The sequence below is a fragment of the Streptomyces mayteni genome (genome assembly GCF_054783955.1).
Genome location: NZ_BAAGPR010000054.1, coordinates 11,989 through 28,285, shown reverse-complemented (window position 1 = coordinate 28,285; position 16,297 = coordinate 11,989). Strand labels below are relative to the sequence as shown.

Below are 16,297 nucleotides of genomic sequence, written 5' to 3'. Positions count from 1 at the left end.
CGCGGGCGGGGCGGCCGGTTTCAGACACGTTCGACGACGGTGGCGATGCCCATGCCGCCGCCGACGCACAGGGTGACCAGACCGCGGCGCAGCTCGCGCCGCTCCAGCTCGTCGACGAGGGTGCCCAGGATCATGGCGCCGGTGGCGCCGAGCGGGTGGCCCATGGCGATGGCGCCGCCGTTGACGTTGACCCGGTCGGGGCCGAGGCCGAACTCGCGCATGAAGCGCAGCACCACGGCGGCGAACGCCTCGTTGATCTCGATCAGGTCGATGTCGTCCATGGTGAGCCCGGCCCTCGCTAGGGCCTTGCGGGTGGCGGGGGCGGGTCCGGTGAGCATGATGGTGGGGTCGGCGCCGGAGACCGCGGCGGAGACGATCCGGGCGCGTGGCGTCATGCCGAACCGCTCGCCGGCGGCGCGGCTGCCGATCAGGGTGAGCGCCGCGCCGTCCACGATGCCCGAGGAGTTGCCCGCGTGGTGGACGTGGTCGATCCGCTCCAGCCAGTGGTACTTGCGCAGCGCGAGGGCGTCGAAGCCGCCGGCCTCGCCGAGGGCGGCGAACGAGGGCTTGAGCGCGGCGAGGCTGTCGGCGGTGGTGCCGGGCCTGAGGTGTTCGTCGCGCTCCAGGACCGGGACGCCCGAGCGGTCGACGACGGGGACCACGGAGCGGTCGAAGTGGCCGGCCTTCCAGGCGGCGACGGCCCTGGCCTGCGACTCGGCGGCGTAGGCGTCGACGTCCCGCCGGCCGAAGCCCTCGATGGTGGCGATCAGGTCGGCGCCGACGCCCTGCGGGACGTAGCCGGTGGCCCGGCTCGTCTCCGGGTCGAGGAACCAGGCGCCGCCGTCGGAGCCGATCGGCACCCGGGACATCGACTCCACGCCGCCGGCCATTACTAGGTCCTCCCAGCCGGAACGTACCTTGGCGGCGGCCAGGTTGACGGCTTCGAGCCCGGAGGCGCAGAAGCGGTTCTCCTGTACCCCGGCCACGGTGTGCGGCAGTCCGGCGGCCAGCGCGGCGATCCTGGCGATGTCGGAGCCCTGGTCGCCGACCGGGCTGACGACGCCGAGCACCACGTCGTCGACGGCCGCCGGGTCGAGCCCCGGGAAGCGGCGCAGCAGTTCGCCGATCAGGCCGGTGACCAGGTCGACCGGCTTGGTGCCGTGGAGCGAGCCGTTGGCCTTGCCGCGCCCGCGCGGGGTGCGGATGGCGTCGTAGACGTAGGCGTCGGTGGTCACGGTCGGGGCCCTTCGGTCGGATCGGGTGTCGGATCGGGTTGCGGCAGCCGCCAGTCGCGGGCGATCTCCGCGGCGTGCTCTCCCGGCAGCGGGGGCGGGCGGCGCAGCGATCCCGGGGTGGCGGAGAAGCGGGGCGCGGGGGCCGGCTGCCGCCCGCCCCGGCCGTCCGGGAGGTGGCTGCCGCGGGCCGCCGCGTGGGGGTGGGCGGCGGCCTCGGTCAGTGAGAGGACGGGCGCGGCGCAGGCGTCGCCCTCTGCGAAGACGGCCGCCCACTCGTCCCTGGTCCTGGTGGCGAAGCGGGCGGCGATCAGGGCGCGCAGCTCGGGCCAGCGGGTCGGGTCGTCCCGGTCCGGCGCGTCGGGCGGCAGGCCGAGCCGGGTGGCGAACTCGGCGTAGAAGCGGGGTTCGAGGGCGCCGACGGCCATCCAGCGGTCGTCGGCGGTGCGGTAGGCGGCGTAGTAGGGGCAGCCGCCGTCCAGCAGGTTGACGCCTGGTCTGTCCTGCCAGGCGCCGGCGCCGAGCAGGCCGACGATCATGGTGGTGAGGTGGGCGGCGCCGTCCACGATGGCGGCGTCCACCACCTGGCCGACGCCGGTGGCGCGGGCGTGGTGCAGGGCGGCGAGCACGCCGACCACCAGGTAGAGGGAGCCACCGGCGAAGTCGCCGAGGAGGTTGGCCGGCGGGGCCGGCGGGCCGCCTGGCGGCCCGGTCATGCCGAGCACGCCGGCGACCGCGAGGTAGCCGATGTCGTGTCCTGCCCGGTCGGCCAGCGGCCCTTCCTGGCCCCAGCCCGTCATCCGGCCGTAGACCAGCCGCGGGTTGCGGGCCAGGCAGACCTCGGGGCCGACGCCGAGCCGCTCGGCCACGCCCGGCCGGAAGCCCTCGATCAACACGTCGGCCCTGGCGGCGAGTTCCAGGACCTGGGCGGGCCCTTCCCGGGCCTTCAGGTCGACGAGGACGGAGCGCTTGTTGCGGTGGGTGAGGTCGTGGGCCGGCTCGACGCCGTGGCCGGCGCCGCCGGGCCGGTCGACGCGCACCACGTCGGCACCGAGGTCGGCCAGCAGCATGCCGGCGAACGGCCCGGGGCCGATGCCGGCCAGCTCCACGACCCTCACCCCGGCCAGCGGGCCGCCGGCGCCGGGCGGCGGTGCGTTCTCCATGTGGCGCTTCCCGCCCACCTAAGTGACTGAACGGTAGTTAACCTGCTCGTGGGAAACGCTAGGTCGCGGCGGGGGCGCGGTCAAGACGTGGCGGCCGCCTGGTAGGCCGCCTCCAGGGCCGCGACGTCCAGCTTCTTCATGCCGTACATCGCCTTGGTGGCGGCGGTGGCCCCCGCGGTGTCGGACGAGGTGAAGAGCTCCATGAACCGCCTGGGCACGATCTGCCAGGACAGGCCGAACCGGTCCTTGAGCCAGCCGCAGGGCCCCTCCTCGCCGCCGTCGGCGGTGAGCTTCGCCCACAGCTCGTCGACCTCGGCCTGGTCGGCGCAGTCGACCTGGAGCGAGATGGCCTCGCTGAAGGTGAACTGGGGGCCGCCGTTGAGGGCGACGAACCGCGAGCCGGCCAGCTCGAAGGTGACCGTGAGGACGGTGCCGGGCTCGCCGGGGCCCGCCTCGTTGCGCCGCGTCACGTCGACCACCCGGGAGTCGGGGAAGAGCGAGACGTAGAACTCGGCGGCCTCCTGGGCCTGGTCGTCGTACCAGAGGCAGGGGCTGATCTTCTGGGTGGTGATCTCCGGCATGGTGGGCTCCTTCGCGCCTGTCGGTCATGGCCGTCGAAGGGGTGGACCGGGGGCGGGGGCCGAACTCATCGGTGCCGGGGCGCGCGTTCAGCGGCTCGCGATCGGCGGCGGCTCGTGGGCCCGCACCGGCGGCGGTGGGGCCGTCAGCCGTTCGACGGCGACCCGGGCGTGCTGCCCGGTGCAGCCCTGGGCGAGCCGGGAGGTGCCGACGTCGGTGGTGAGCGCGTTGGGGTTGCCGTGTACGCAGGTGGCGACGGCGGGCGCCGAGTCGTCGAACCAGGCGCCGGTGGCGAGTTGGACCACGCCGGGCCGCAGCGCGTCGCTCAGCACGACGGCGGCCAGGCAGGAGCCGACGGCGCTGCGCAGCCTGACCACCTCGCCGGCGGCCAGGCCGAGCGCGGCCGCGTCGTCCGGGTGGACGCGGACCGGCTCGCGCCCGTCGATCTTGGCGGCGGCGCTGTGCGGGCCGTGGTCCAGCTGGCTGTGCAGCCGGGTGGCCGGGTTGTTGGCGACCAGGTGCAGCGGGAACTCCGGGTCCGGCGCGGGCGGCGGCAGCCAGGCGGGGTGGCCTGGGCAGTCGTCGTAGCCGAACGAGGCGACCGTGGCCGAGTACAGCTCGATCCGTCCTGACGGGGTGGCCAGCGGGTGGCGCTCGGGCTCGGCGCGGAAGCGTTCGTAGAGGGTGTGCCGGATGCGCCGGCCGGTCAGCGTGACGCGACCGGCGCGCCAGAACGCGGCGAAGTCCTCGGGGGGCCGGTGCTCGGGCGGCAGGTCGGCGCGCCAGCCCTCGTAGAGGTGGGCCAGCCACTCCCGAGCGGTCCTGCCCTCGGTGAACTCGGCGCCGACGCCCAGCTCGTGGGCCAGGTCGGCGAAGATCGCGTAGTCGTCGCGGGCCTGGCCGCGCGGCGCGGCGACCCGGTGCATGGCGACCAGCACCGGGTCCTGGCGGGCGGCGCCCAGGTCCTCGCGCTCCAGGGTGGTGGTGGCGGGCAGCACGATGTCGGCGTGCCGGGCGGTGGCGGTCCAGAACGGCTCGTGCACGACGACCGTGTCGGGGCGGGTGAAGGCGCGGCGCAGCCTGGCGAGGTCCTGGTGGTGGTGGAACGGGTTGCCGCCCGTCCAGTAGACGAGGCGGGTGTCCGGGTACGTCAGCCGCTGGCCGTCGTACTCGTAGGTGTCGCCCGGGTGGAGCAGCAGGTCGGCGATACGGGCCACCGGGATGAAGTCGGGGACCCGGTTGGTGCCCTGCGGGAGGGTGGGCAGCCCGTAGGGCAGCAGCCCGGCGCCGGTGCCGGCGGTGGCGCCGTAGCCGTGGCCGAAGCCGCCGCCCGGCAGGCCGATCTGGCCGAGCAGGGCGGCCAGCGCGATGCCGGCCCAGATCGGCTGCTCGCCGCGGTGGGCGCGTTGCAGCGACCAGCTGAGCGAGACCAGGGTGCGGTGGGCCGCCATCTCGCGGGCCAGCGGGGCGATGCGGTCGGCGGGGATCCCGCAGACGGCAGCCGCCCAGGCGGGGGTCTTGGGCACGCCGTCCCGGCCGCCGAGCACGTAGTCGCGGAACACGTCGAACCCGGTGACGTGGCTCGCGCAGAACGCGACGTCGTAGCGGCGCTCGACCAGCAGGACGTACGCCAGGGCCAGCAGCAGGGCGGTGTCGGTGCCGGGCAGCGGGGCGATCCACTCGGCGTCGAGATCCTCGGCCAGGTCGTCGCGGAGCGGGCTGACCAGCACGAAGCGGGCACCGCGGTCGCGGGCGGCGCGGAGTTGCCCGGCAGCGGTGTGGCGGCTGACGCCGCCTGAGTTGACCTGGGAGTTCTTGGCCGGCATGCCGCCGAAGCAGACGAAGAGCTCGGTGTGCTCCGCCAGCACCTGGTAGGTGGTGGGTTCGACGATCGACCGGTCGTCGCCGACGACGTGGCAGAGCAGGTTGCGGGAGGCGCCCAGGCTGTAGGTGTTGACCGAACGGGTGTAGCCGCCGAGGTGGTTGAGGAACCGGTGCACCTGGCTCTGGGCGTGGTGGAAGCGGCCGGCGCTGCCCCAGCCGTAGGAGCCGCCGAAGATGGCGGAGTTGCCGTGTTCGACGCGCACCCGGTCCAACTCGCCGGCCAGCAGCGGGATGACCTCGTCCCACTCGACGGGCACGAAGGCGTCCCGGCCGCGCCGCTCGTCGGGTCCTGGGCCTTCGGTGAGCCAACCGCGCCTGACGTACGGGCGATCGACGCGGGCCCTGGTGAACCCCGGCAGGTTGCCGAGCAGCGGCGAGGGCTCGGGGTCGCCCGGGTCGGGCCGCACCGTGAGCCGGTCGTCGGCCGGGTGGTGGGCGGCGTGGAAGGTGCCGTAGTGCGAGCTGTGCGGGTGTCGGGTCATGGTGCGGCCGGCTCGTGGTGGCTGCCGAGGCTGAGCATCAGCCGGTTGGCCCAGGCGAAGAAGGCGGCGCAGTGCACCAGGTCGACCAGCTCCAGATCGGTCAGGCCGGCGTCGCGGAGGTCGGCGACCTCGGCCCAGCTGGCGGTGGTCGGCACCGGCGCGAGCCCGGCGGCCAGCCGGACCACCAGGCTGGCGCGGCGGCCGACGACGGCGTCCGAGCCGTGGGCGAGCAGCCGGGCGACGGCGGCCCGGTCGAGGCCGTGCCGGGCGGCGAGCCTGGCGTGCACGGAGACGCAGTACACGCAGCCGTTGTACAACGAGACGGCGGTGGCCGCGAGTTCACGCTCGCCGCGGGGCAGGCCGCCCTCGGAGGCGAAGGCCGCCAGATCGATGGCGGTGCGCTCGGCGAGGATCGCCAGGTCGTGGCCGAGGGTGCGGAAGTAGGGGCTGTCGGGGCGCTTGCCGGCGAGCGCGCGGTGGTGCTCGGCGGTCAACTCCGCGACGGGGATGGGGCGGACGGTGGGGTGCCAGGTCAGCACCCCGGTGGTGAAGTGCGGGCCGCCGGCGAGGGTGGGCGGCGCGCCGGCCGCGGGCTCGCCGGTGGCGGGCTCGCCGGTGGCCAGCAGCCTTAGACCTGCGGCGAGTTGGAGCTGCTGGTTGACGAAGGCGATGCCCTGGGAGAGCGTGACGATCTCGGCTTCGCCGAAGCCGGCCGCGCGCAGCTCGTCGATGTCCGCCGCCGAGGCGGCGGCGGGGCGGTGGGTGAGCAGCCGGGCGTGCGCGACGGCCGCCGCCGCACGGGGCCCGTCCGCCTCCCGGCCGGCGTACTGCCCGAGCGCGGCCGGGTGCCGGCCGGCCGCGGCCACGGCGCGGGCGGCGGCCCGCAACTCGGCCGGCTCGGTCGCCGCGGCGCCGAACAGCACGTCGTGGGCGCGCTGTTGGAGCTCCACGAGGCGCGGGCGCAGCGCCCGCAGCCGGGCGACCTCGGGGAGGTCGCCGGCGAGCCGGTCGATGACGTCGTACACGGGTTTCCCTCTCCCTAGGCGGCCCGGCGGGCGGACAGGCCGGCGGCGAGCAGGGCCCTGGTGTAGTCGCTCTCCGGTCGCTCCATGATCCGGTCGCGGTCGCCGGCCTCGACGATCTCACCGGCGCGGAGCACGGCGATGCGGCTGCTCATGTGCCGGACGACGGTGAGGTCGTGGGAGATGAACAGCATGGCGAGGCCGCGACTCCGCTGGAGCTCGGTGAGCAGGTTGAGCACCTGCGCCTGCACGGACACGTCGAGCGCCGAGACGGGCTCGTCGGCCACCAGCAGCCGCGGTTCGAGCGCCAACGCGCGGGCGATGCCGACGCGTTGCCGCATACCGCCGGAGAGCTCCTCCGGGTAGGCGACGGCCAGCGCCGGGTCGAGCCCGACCTCGGCCAGCAACTCGGCCACACGGGCGCGCCGTTCGGCGCGGGTCAGCTCGGTGTGGAACAACAGCCCGGCACCGACGGTGTCGCCGATCCGGCGATCGGGGTTGAGGGACCCGTACGGGTCCTGGAACACCATCTGCACCTTCGGCGCGAGCCGCCGCCGCGCGCGGCGGGACGCGTGCGTGACGTCCTCGCCGTCCAGCAGCACGGCCCCCGAATCGGCCCGCCGCAGCCCGAGCAGCACCCGCGAGATGGTGCTCTTCCCGGACCCCGACTCCCCCACGAGCCCGAACGTCTCCCCCGCGGCGATCTCGAACGACACCCCCCGTACCCGCACCTGCCGCCGGCCGAGCCGGCCGGGGTAGGAGACCGTCAGATCCCTGACGACGAGCAGCGGAGCTGCCGCCGAGGCGGCTTCGCCCCCGGAGGCACGCGGCACGGGCACGGCGGCTCCGCCGCCGGTGGCCTACGGCCCGGTCCCCCGGCCGACCGTGGGCGCGGCGGGCTGGGCAGCAGCCGCCGCGAGCCCCGGATCAGCCGCCGGCACGGCGGCCACGGCGCCGGTGGCGGCATCACGGCCGCCCTCGGTGCGGGAGGCCGCGGCTTCCGACTGATCGGCCGTAACGACGCGGTCACCCGCAGACGCCACCGCAGCCGCGCTGCCGCCCGGTGCGGCTGTGACCGTCGCCGTCGGCCCACCGACCTCGGCGCCAGCCGGACCGGCTTCGCCGTCGGCCGGTACCGCCGCGTCAGCGGCTCTGTCCGCCGGCACGGCGGCCTCGCCGGCGGCGATGGGCCGCGGCACGGCGGCTCCGCCGCCGTCGGTGACGGTCAGGGCGGGGTCGGAGAGGGACTCCTCGTCGATGGGGCCGATGAGGCTGGTGACGACCTCGGGGACGGTGGGGAGGCGGGTGCCCGGTTCGTCGTCGGGGCGGGGGACGGAGGCGACCAGGGCGCGGGTGTAGGGGTGGGTGCCGGCGGTCAGCACCCGGTCCGTGGGGCCCTGTTCGACGACCCGGCCGCGGTACATCACGACGACGCGGCCGCAGACCTGCTCCACCACGCCGAAGTCGTGGGTGATCAGGACGACGGCGATGCCCGTCTCCCGCTGGAGTTCGACGAGTTGGTCCAGCACCTGGGCCTGGACGGTCGCGTCGAGGGCCGTCGTCGGCTCGTCGGCGATGATCAGTTCCGGCTCGTTGACGAGGGCGAGCGCGATCATCACGCGCTGCCGCATGCCGCCGGAGAACTGGTGCGGGTACTGGCGGGCCCGCTGCTCGGGGTGGTCGATGCCGACCCGGGCCAGCAGGTCGACGGCCCGCGCGCGGGCCACCGCGCGGTCGGCGTCGGCGTGGTGCAGCCGGTACGCCTCGGCGATCTGTTCGCCGACCCGGCGGTACGGGTTGAGGGCGTCGAGCGCGTCCTGGAAGATCATCGCGACCCGCCGGCCGCGTATCGTCCGCAGGGTCTTCTCGTCGGCGCCCACCAGCTCCTGGCCGTCCAGGGTGACGGAGCCGGTGACGGACGTGGTACGGGGGTCGTGCAGGCCGAGGACGGCGAGGCCGGTGGCGCTCTTGCCGGATCCGGACTCGCCGACCAGGCCGACGATCTCGCCGGGGCCGATCTCCCAGGAGACGTCGCGGACCGCGGGGCGCCCCCCGAAGGAGACCGTGAGGTTCGAGACGGACAACAGTGACATGTCAGCGCTCCCGGTGCGGTCAGACCTGGATCAGGTCGCGGCGGGTGGTGGTCAGGTACTCGAAGCCGGTCTCGGTGATCACGATGCTGTCGGAGTGTTGGAGGCCGCCGAAGCTGGGGATCCGGAGGTTCGGTTCGATGGTCAGCACCATGCCGGGGGCCAGGACCAGGTCGTCGGTGGGGCCGAGGCTCGGCTGCTCGTGCGGGCCGAGGCCGAGGCCGTGGCCGATGCGGCCCGGCAGGTAGTCGCCGTAGCCGTGCCGCTGGTAGGCGGCGCGCGCCGCCTCGTAGACGTCGGCGCAGCTGAGGCCCGGCCGCAGGGAGGGCTTGACGTCCTCGGTGATGGCGAGCAGCGACTCGAACGCGGCCTGGCGTTCGGCGTTCAGGGGGCCGACGGCGACGGAGCGCTCGTTCTCGGTGTGCATGCCGTCGATCGCGGTCCAGATGACGGTCCACTGGATCTCGCCGTCGACCGGGCGGCGGTCGGTCGGCGGGGCGGAGTTCATCGGGACCCGGTCGCCGACCAGGGAGTAGGCCCAGAGGGAGTTGAAGACGCCGCCCTCCAGGTTGCCGAAGTCGATCGCGATCCGGTCGGGGTACCTGGTGGCCCAGGTGTCCTGCATGGCGCGCATCGCGGCGGCCGAGACCTCGACCTCGCTGCGCCGCTCGGCGACGGCGGCGAGCACCGCGTCCATGCCGGCGTCGGCGACGGCGGCGGCGACCCGCAGCGACTCGAGCTCGGCGGCGTCCTTGACGTAGCGGGCCCGCATCAGGGCCTGGCCGGCGTCGACGAAGGTGGCCTCCGGCAGGGTCTCGGCGAACCTGGTGAGGTGGTTGTGCGGGAGGAACTCGCCCTCGATGCCGATCCGGCCGCCGGCCAGGCCGCGTTCGGCGAGGACGTCGGCGAGCACCTGCCACCAGTGGTCGGGGCCGATCTCCTTGGCCCACCGGCCGTAGGGCCGGATGTCGGTGATCAGCGAGACCCGGCGGGAGGAGTGGGCGCGCAGCGCGTGCAGCACGAAGACGGGGTCGCCCTCGGCGGGCAGCACGACGAGCGCGGGGTGGGAGTAGATCACCGGCGTGTAGCCGGAGAGGTAGAAGGTGTTCTGCGGCTTGAGGACGATCATCGCGTCGACGTCCGCGGCGCGCAGGTTCTCCTGGACGCGGGCCCAGCGGGCCTTGACGGTGGTGGTGTCGGGCAGCATGTCAGACGGTCCTCGTGGCGGTTGTCGGGAGGTGGGGGGCGCCGCGCCGGCGGCGGGCCAGCCGTTCGCCCAGCAGGTTGGCGGAGATCACCAGGACGACCAGGCAGAGCCCCGGCAGCACGGCGATCCACCAGGAGCTGAGCAGTTGGCCCTGGCCTTCGGAGACCATCAGACCCCAGTCGGCCTCGGGGGCCTGCGCGCCGAGCCCGAGGTAGCTGAGGCCGGCCTCCATCAGGACGGCCCTGGACAGGTCGAGGGTGGCGGTGACGGCGACCAGGCCGCGCACCCCGGGCAGCAGGTCGCGGACGGCGACCCGCCAGGCCGGCACGCCCTGGGTGAGGGACGCCTCGACGTACTCGCTGGTGCGGAGCGAGAGCACCCGGGAGCGGACCAGACGGAAGTAGGTGGGCCAGCCGGTGAGGGCGATCACGAGGACGAGCACGGCGGTCGACCGGCCGCCGAAGGAGAGCACCAGCAGCGCCAGCAGGATGGAGGGCAGGGCGAGTTGGATGTCGGTGAGCCGGGAGAGCAGCTGGTCGAGCCAGCCGCGGGCGAAGCCGGCGACGAGCCCGAGGGCGGTGCCGAAGACGCCGCCGCACAGCACGGCGAGCACGCCGACGAGCAGCGGGGTGCGGGCGCCGTAGAGCAGTCGGCTGAGCAGGTCGCGGCCGAGCTGGTCGGTGCCGAGGAGGTAGCCGTGCTCGCCGGGGGCGGCGTTGGTGTGGGCCAGGTCCTGGGCGAGCGGGTCGTGGGGGGCGAGCACGGGGGCGAGGAGGGTGACGAGGACGATCAGGCCGAGGACGGCGGCGCCCACGGTGCCGGCGTTCAGCCGGGGGAAGGTGCGGTTCCGCATCGGTCAGCTCCTCTCGCTCGCGTGCCGCACCCGCGGGTCGAGCAGGCCGTACAGCAGGTCGACGATCAGGTTGACCAGGACGAAGGCGGTGATCAGGAAGGTGAGGTCGGCCAGCACCAGCGGGTAGTCCTCGTTCTGCAGGGCGGTGATGACCAGTTGGCCGACGCCGGGCCAGGAGAAGACGCTCTCGATGATCACGGTGCCGCCGAGCAGCGCGCCGGCCTCCAGGCCGAGGATGGTGATGGTGGGCAGCATCGAGCCGTGCGCGGCGTGCCGCAGCACCCGGGCGCGTGACATGCCGAGGGCGATGCCGGTGCGGGTGTAGGGGCGGGTGAGTTCGCCGCGGAGGCTGTTGCGGAAGACCCGGGCGAGCGGCGGGGTGACGCCGCAGGCGAGGGTGAGGGCGGGCAGCAGCAGGGCTCCCGCGCCCTCGGAGCCCGAGGTGGGCAGCCAGCGCAGCTGGACGCCGAAGATCCACACCAGCAGCACGCCGATGTAGAAGCCGGGCACGGACTGGGCGAGGAACACCAGCCACATGGGCCACTCGCGGCGGGCGCCGCCGCCCTCCCGGGAGCCGGACCAGAAGCCGGCGGCCGCGGCGGCGACGCAGGCGATCAGCAGCGCGGTGCCGGCCAGGGTGAGGGTGGCGGGCAGCCGTTCCAGGACGACGTGGAGCGCGGACTGCTGGAAGGTGAGCGAGTCCGGGAAGTCGCCGCGGAGCACGTCGCCGAAGAAGGAGACGTACTGCTCGGCCAGCGGCCGGTCGTAGCCGAGGGCGTGGCTGAGCTGGGCGATCTGGTCCTCGTCGGCGCCGACCGGCGCCATCATCACGGCCGGGTTGCCCGAGGAGTGGAGCACCAGGAAGACGGCGGACAGGGCGCCCCAGACGGCGACCAGGGTCAGGCCGAGGTGGCGCAGGACGAAGCGGGCCATCACGCGGCTCCCTTCCAGGACATCTCGGCCGGGCGCACCCAGTCGTCGGGGCGGGCCCGCCATTCCAGGTCCCGGGCGGCGGCGTGGATGCCGGGCTGCGGGAAGAGGAAGAGGACCGGGGCCTGTTCGCGGGCGCGGCGGGCGGCGGTGGCGTAGAGCTCGTCGCGGCGCGTCTGGTCCTCGGTGGTGCGGGCCTCGGTGACGGCGTCGGTGAACTCGGCGTCGTCCCAGTAGGCGTAGGGGCTGTCGGCGACGAAGAGTCCGTAGAGGCCGCCGGCGGCCAGGGTGGGCCAGGCCTGCGTGATGTACTGCATGTCGGACATGTCCTGGTCCACCAGGTACTTCTGCATGTAGACGGTGAACGGGATGCTGTTGATGTCCGCGCGGATCCCGACCTGGCTCAACTGCTGGGCGACGGCCTGCACGATGAGGTCGCCGGCGACGTACTGGCCGGTGGGGACGGTGAGTTCGACGTGCAGCCGGTTGCCGTCGCCGTAGCCGGCCTCGCGCAGCAGCTCCCTGGCCAGGGCCGGGTCGTAGGGGTAGCCGGTGAGCCCTTCCGCGTAGCCGGCGTAGTCGGTGGTGAGGAGCTGTCCCGGGCTCGGCTCGACGGTGCCCTTGAGCAGGCTCTCGGTGATGGCCCGCTTGTCGACGGCGTGGTTGACGGCCTGCCGCACCCGCAGGTCCCGCATGGGTCCGGTGAGGGTGTTGAGCTTGATGAACGCCATCCGGGTGGTGTCGAGCTGGTGGACGGTGAGCTCGCGGTCGGTGCGGAGCCGGTCGAGGTCCTGGGGGTCGAGTCCGGCGACGAGGTCGAGTTCGCCGGAGAGCAGCCCGGAGACGCGGGCGGCCTCGGAGGGGGTGATCCGGTAGGTGACGTGGCGGACCGCGGGCGCGGTGGCCCAGTAGTCGTCGCGGGCGCGGAGTTCGACGATGCCGCCTGGGCTGTAGCGGGTGATCTCGTAGGGGCCCGAGCCCATGGTGTCGGTGGCGGGGGTGTGGCTCTCGGCCCAGGCGGGGCTGAGCAGGTAGAGGAAGGAGAGCGCGCCGAGCAGGTCGGCGTCGGGCTCGCTGGTGACCAGGTCGACGGTGCCCGCGTCGACCCGCTCGGCGCCGGTCAGCAGCGGGAAGTTGGAGGTCATGCGCAGCGCGTTGTCGGCGTTGAGCAGCCGTTCGACGTTCCAGACGACGACGTCGGCGTCGAGCGGGGTGCCGTCGGCGAAGGCGGCGCGCCCGTCGAGGTGGAAGCGCCAGCGGGTGGGTTCGACGCGGTCCCAGGAGGCGGCGGCGTCGGGCCCGATGGAGAGGTCGGGGCGGCGGGTGACCAGGGACGAGTACACGGAGGACAGCACGGAGAGGTCGGTGCCGACCGAGGTGGTGTTCATCGGGTCGAGGGTGGTGACGGCGGCGGAGAGGCCGATGACCACCCGGGAGTCGCGGGCCCGTGAGCCCGAGGTGTTGGAGCCGAGGCAGCCGGCGAGGGTGCCGGCGAGCAGCGCGCCGCCGCCGAGGCCCAGGAAGCCACGGCGGGAGAGGCCGCGGCGGGAGGGTGTGCTCATCGGTCGTCCTCCGCGAAGACGGCGCGGTCGGAGGCGCAGGGGTTGCCGAGGGTGACGTAGAACGCGCCGGCGGGGAGGACGGCGATCGAGGCGTAGGTGGTCTCGGAGCCGGCGCCCGCGACCTGGTGGCGGCAGAGGGAGTTCTGCGGGTAGCCGTCGTGGTCGGCGAGGAGTTCGGCGAGCGCGCCCGGGGTCATGCCGCGCGCCGCGTCCAGGGCCCGGCCCGCCACCAGGTCGCGGTGGTAGGTGGAGGCGTTCTCCTCGGGGGTGGGGGCGAGCGGGGCGGTGGCGGCGCAGACGTAGTGGTTGGTGAGCACGTGGTGGTCGGCCTGGTCGCGGACCACGACGTCGTCCGCGGTGGCCTCCAGGGCGAGCCGGCCGCCCGCGGCGTCGGCGACGGCGAGGTTGAGGCCGCTGATCCTGGGCTGGGCGCGGAGCAGTTCGGCGAACTCGGCGGCGCTGCCGGCGCGGCGCAGCAGGTCGTGCGAGTTGATCAGGATCCAGCCGGTGCCCGAGGCGCGCCAGTCGACGTCGGTGCGGTGGCTCCACACGCCGGAGGTGGACATGGCGACGCCGGCGTCGTTGATGCCGCTGCCCGGCCACAGCACGCTGCCGGCGACGGTGACCTCGGTGAGCCTGCGCCCTTCCGGGTAGCGGCGGCGGAGCACGACGTGCTCGACGAAGTTGCCCGCCATGTCGCGGGTCTTGGCGAGCAGCGAGGTGTCGGGGGCGGCGTGCTCGCCGGCGACGATCAGCTGGCTGCACTCCTGGGGGAGCCAGCGGAGCACCATGTGGGCGGGCAGGTTGAGGGCGAGGACGTCGCGGAGCGGGGCGTCGGCGCCGTCGGCGATGCCGGCCAGTTCCGCGTACTGGTCGGGGTCGGTGGCGCGGACGAACGCGGCGTTGGCGTCCAGGCAGTCCTCGTAGCGGGCGCGGGCGGTGTCGTCGGCGCAGAGTTCGGCGATGTCGCGGCGGACGGCGGCGATGTTGGCGGCGATGGCCTCGCGTGCGGCGCGGCCGTGCTGGCGGCCCTGCTCGGCCGGGGTGCCGGTGAGGTCGAGGTAGCCGGCCGTCTGGTGGCCGGCGGCGGAATCGGCGGCGGGCGTGGAGTGCGGCGCCAGGCCGAACTCCCGCCAGTGGCCGGGGTGCGCGGCGGGCGGTGCGGCGTTCGGGCTCTGTGCGGTCGTTCCGGTCACTGCGGAGTCTCCTGGGGGGCGCGGGCGGGGTGGCCGAGTCGGGCCAGCACCTCGGCGGCGACCTGGTCGGTCTCGTGGAAGAAGGCGGCGTCGGTGCCCGGTCGGGCGCCGATGGCGGTGGTCCAGCGCACCCCTTCGAGGGGCACTCCGACGGCGAAGAGGCCGCGGTGGACACCGCCGCCGGGACATCGCAGCCGCCCGTCGCGGGCCCGCGCGTCCAGGGCGCCGGTGGGCAGGGGCGGGCCGCCGGGGGTGGCGGAGGGCAGGGTGTGCGGCCGGCCGACGCCGTCGGCGAGCAGGGCGCGGACGAGTCCGGGTCCCGGGGTGGTGACGTCGACCGGCGGGATCCAGGCGTCGACGACGGCGTCGGGTCGGACCGTGAGGCGGTCGGCGACCGTGGAGGCCCAGGCGCCTTCGGGGGTGCGGGTGGCGGGGCCGAGGAGGCGGACGACGCCGGCCTCGTGGAGCGCGCGGAGCTCCCGCACCCGGCGGGCCGGGGGCCCGGCGGAGAAGAAGTTCAGCAGCCCGTTGAGGTGGCCGAGCACGTCGCGGCGGTAGGACTCGCCGGTGAGGTTGCCGGCGGTGAGCAGCCGGTTGAGGGCGGGCCTGGCCTGGCGCATCGCGACGGCCAGGGCGGCGGCCGGCGGCAGCGCGGGGTCGGTGGCGGCCGCGAGGTCGGCGTCGAGGTGGCCGGCGAACCAGTGCTGGAGCTGGTCGGGGTCGGCGAACCGGCGGCCGGCGAGCGGGGCGGCGAGCGCGTCGAGGTCGAGGCGGAGTGCGGCCGGCAGGTCGGGGGCGGCGCCGTCGCGGGCCCCGGGTATCCGCTCGTACCAGGCGAGTTCGAGGTCGGCGACGAGCAGCGGGAGGACGTCGTCGCGGAAGTCGAGGCGGGGGCGGGCGGCCAGCTCGGCGACCCGCTCGGGCGTCAGGTGGGCGACCGGGGTGCGGACGCCCGGGGTGTCGACGCGGGCGTGGAAGGGGACGCCGCGCCTGGTGGTGATCCAGATCCGGGGCTCCCGGCCGCTCGGCAGATAGCCGTCGGCGGTGAACCGGCCGCCGCGCCCGGCGGTCAGCAGGGCCAGCACGTCGTAGGCGTTGAGGCCGCCGCCGCGGAGCAGGACCTCGGCGCCGGGGGCGAGCGCGGTCAGGTCGAAGTCGGTGGGGTGGCCGCCGGGCAGCCAGGCGGGGCCCTCGGCGGCGGGGCCCTCGGCGGCGGTGGGCGCGGGCGGCTGGTCGAGGTGGCCGGTGGCGAGCACCACGGCGGTGGCGGTGAGCCGGCGGCCGGCGGCCAGCCGCACCAGGTGCCGGCCGTCCTCCGCGACGGCGACCGCGGTGGCGGAATCCGTCAGCACCCGGACGGGCAGTCGCGAGCGCACGGCGGCGAGGGCGTCGACGAGATATACCCCGTAGACCCGGCGGGGCGCGTAGTCGCGTTCCGTGGAACTCCTGGCGAACTCGACGGCGCCGGGATCCCGATGCCCTTCCCCGGCTATCCGGCGCAGCCACCCCAGAAATGTGGGGCCGGTTTCCACGGGTGAGTCGAGGCGCACCGAGGCGTCGGGGAAGACGGTGTTGTCGGCGCTCATGGTGTTCATCAGCAGCTCGGCGGGCTGCTCGGGGCGCCACACCTTCCCGGCCCCTGCCCGGTGCGGCTCGACGAGCGTGATCCGCAGCTCGGGGGCGGGGCCGGCGCCCGGCCGCGCGAGGCGCGCGGCGACCCGTTCCAGCACGGAGAGCCCGCGTGGCCCGCCGCCGACGACGACGAGGTGGACTTCGTCGTCCGGTACGGCGGCTGTATGGGTCATGGTGCTTTCACATTCGGCGCGAGGCGTGCGGAGGGAAGGTCGGGCGGTCGGTCAATGGGGAAAGGCCGACCGCCCGACCTGGCTCGGTGATCGGGAAATGTGCCCCGGGGCACGGTCCGCAGTCAAGCCTGTTCCATTCACTGAACAATCGGAACTCCGCTTTCTTTCCGAACGTACCGCACCCTTTTTCCGGAACCTGTTGCATCAGGTTTCGGGTTCGCGGGAATACCGTGCCGCGACCGCGAGTTGGCCTTGTCCGAGCGGTACCGGCCTGCTGCATCAGGCCCTCGCA

The 16,297-nt window shown here is 74.7% G+C and carries 13 protein-coding genes; all 13 read right to left on the bottom strand.

What is annotated here, in order from left to right:
• Window positions 1-20: 20 nt before the first annotated feature.
• Complete coding sequence (locus tag ACYVPE_RS22785) at window positions 21-1,235, bottom strand: acetyl-CoA C-acetyltransferase (protein WP_461035537.1); 1,215 nt, start codon at window positions 1,233-1,235, stop codon at window positions 21-23.
• Window positions 1,232-2,395, bottom strand: coding sequence for a CaiB/BaiF CoA transferase family protein (locus ACYVPE_RS22780; RefSeq protein WP_461035536.1), 1,164 nt, complete (start codon window positions 2,393-2,395; stop codon window positions 1,232-1,234). Before ACYVPE_RS22780 ends, ACYVPE_RS22785 begins: the two co-directional genes overlap by 4 nt.
• A gap of 80 nt (window positions 2,396-2,475) precedes the next feature.
• Complete coding sequence (locus tag ACYVPE_RS22775) at window positions 2,476-2,976, bottom strand: VOC family protein (RefSeq protein WP_461035535.1); 501 nt, start codon at window positions 2,974-2,976, stop codon at window positions 2,476-2,478.
• 87 nt (window positions 2,977-3,063) lie between these two features.
• A complete protein-coding gene (locus ACYVPE_RS22770; protein WP_461035534.1) occupies window positions 3,064-5,340 on the bottom strand; it encodes a molybdopterin-dependent oxidoreductase in 2,277 nt (758 codons plus the stop codon).
• Complete coding sequence (locus ACYVPE_RS22765; RefSeq protein ID WP_461035533.1) at window positions 5,337-6,365, bottom strand: peroxidase-related enzyme; 1,029 nt, start codon at window positions 6,363-6,365, stop codon at window positions 5,337-5,339. The genes ACYVPE_RS22770 and ACYVPE_RS22765 overlap by 4 nt, the downstream gene beginning before the upstream one ends.
• 14 nt (window positions 6,366-6,379) lie before the next feature.
• Window positions 6,380-7,201, bottom strand: coding sequence for an ATP-binding cassette domain-containing protein (locus ACYVPE_RS22760; RefSeq protein WP_461035532.1), 822 nt, complete (start codon window positions 7,199-7,201; stop codon window positions 6,380-6,382).
• Between the two features lie 21 nt (window positions 7,202-7,222).
• A complete protein-coding gene (locus ACYVPE_RS22755) occupies window positions 7,223-8,455 on the bottom strand; it encodes an ABC transporter ATP-binding protein (RefSeq protein WP_461035531.1) in 1,233 nt (410 codons plus the stop codon).
• Window positions 8,456-8,474: 19 nt separating this feature from the next.
• Window positions 8,475-9,659 (bottom strand): M24 family metallopeptidase, encoded by a 1,185-nt coding sequence (locus ACYVPE_RS22750; protein WP_461035530.1) that lies wholly within the window; start codon window positions 9,657-9,659, stop codon window positions 8,475-8,477.
• 1 nt (window position 9,660) lies between these two features.
• The gene (locus ACYVPE_RS22745; RefSeq protein ID WP_461035529.1) at window positions 9,661-10,512 is read right to left on the bottom strand and encodes an ABC transporter permease; all 852 of its coding nucleotides are present in this window, start codon (window positions 10,510-10,512) and stop codon (window positions 9,661-9,663) included.
• A 3-nt stretch (window positions 10,513-10,515) separates the two neighbouring features.
• Complete coding sequence (locus ACYVPE_RS22740) at window positions 10,516-11,445, bottom strand: ABC transporter permease (RefSeq protein ID WP_461035528.1); 930 nt, start codon at window positions 11,443-11,445, stop codon at window positions 10,516-10,518.
• Complete coding sequence (locus ACYVPE_RS22735) at window positions 11,445-13,004, bottom strand: ABC transporter substrate-binding protein (RefSeq protein WP_461035527.1); 1,560 nt, start codon at window positions 13,002-13,004, stop codon at window positions 11,445-11,447. The genes ACYVPE_RS22740 and ACYVPE_RS22735 overlap by 1 nt, the downstream gene beginning before the upstream one ends.
• A complete protein-coding gene (locus tag ACYVPE_RS22730) occupies window positions 13,001-14,200 on the bottom strand; it encodes a C45 family autoproteolytic acyltransferase/hydolase (RefSeq protein ID WP_461035526.1) in 1,200 nt (399 codons plus the stop codon). The genes ACYVPE_RS22735 and ACYVPE_RS22730 overlap by 4 nt, the downstream gene beginning before the upstream one ends.
• A complete protein-coding gene (locus tag ACYVPE_RS22725) occupies window positions 14,197-16,005 on the bottom strand; it encodes an FAD/NAD(P)-binding protein (RefSeq protein ID WP_461035525.1) in 1,809 nt (602 codons plus the stop codon). Before ACYVPE_RS22725 ends, ACYVPE_RS22730 begins: the two co-directional genes overlap by 4 nt.
• Window positions 16,006-16,297 lie beyond the last annotated feature (292 nt).

What these genes read in the sequence shown, in the direction of transcription:
- ACYVPE_RS22780 (WP_461035536.1), bottom strand. Translation starts at nt 2,395, where the DNA reads ATGGAGAACGCACCGCCGCCCGGCGCCGGCGGCCCGCTGGCCGGGGTG.
- ACYVPE_RS22775 (WP_461035535.1), bottom strand. Translation starts at nt 2,976, where the DNA reads ATGCCGGAGATCACCACCCAGAAGATCAGCCCCTGCCTCTGGTACGAC.
- ACYVPE_RS22770 (WP_461035534.1), bottom strand. Translation starts at nt 5,340, where the DNA reads ATGACCCGACACCCGCACAGCTCGCACTACGGCACCTTCCACGCCGCC.
- ACYVPE_RS22755 (WP_461035531.1), bottom strand. Translation starts at nt 8,455, where the DNA reads ATGTCACTGTTGTCCGTCTCGAACCTCACGGTCTCCTTCGGGGGGCGC.
- ACYVPE_RS22750 (WP_461035530.1), bottom strand. Translation starts at nt 9,659, where the DNA reads ATGCTGCCCGACACCACCACCGTCAAGGCCCGCTGGGCCCGCGTCCAG.
- ACYVPE_RS22745 (WP_461035529.1), bottom strand. Translation starts at nt 10,512, where the DNA reads ATGCGGAACCGCACCTTCCCCCGGCTGAACGCCGGCACCGTGGGCGCC.
- ACYVPE_RS22740 (WP_461035528.1), bottom strand. Translation starts at nt 11,445, where the DNA reads ATGGCCCGCTTCGTCCTGCGCCACCTCGGCCTGACCCTGGTCGCCGTC.
- ACYVPE_RS22735 (WP_461035527.1), bottom strand. Translation starts at nt 13,004, where the DNA reads ATGAGCACACCCTCCCGCCGCGGCCTCTCCCGCCGTGGCTTCCTGGGC.
- ACYVPE_RS22725 (WP_461035525.1), bottom strand. Translation starts at nt 16,005, where the DNA reads ATGACCCATACAGCCGCCGTACCGGACGACGAAGTCCACCTCGTCGTC.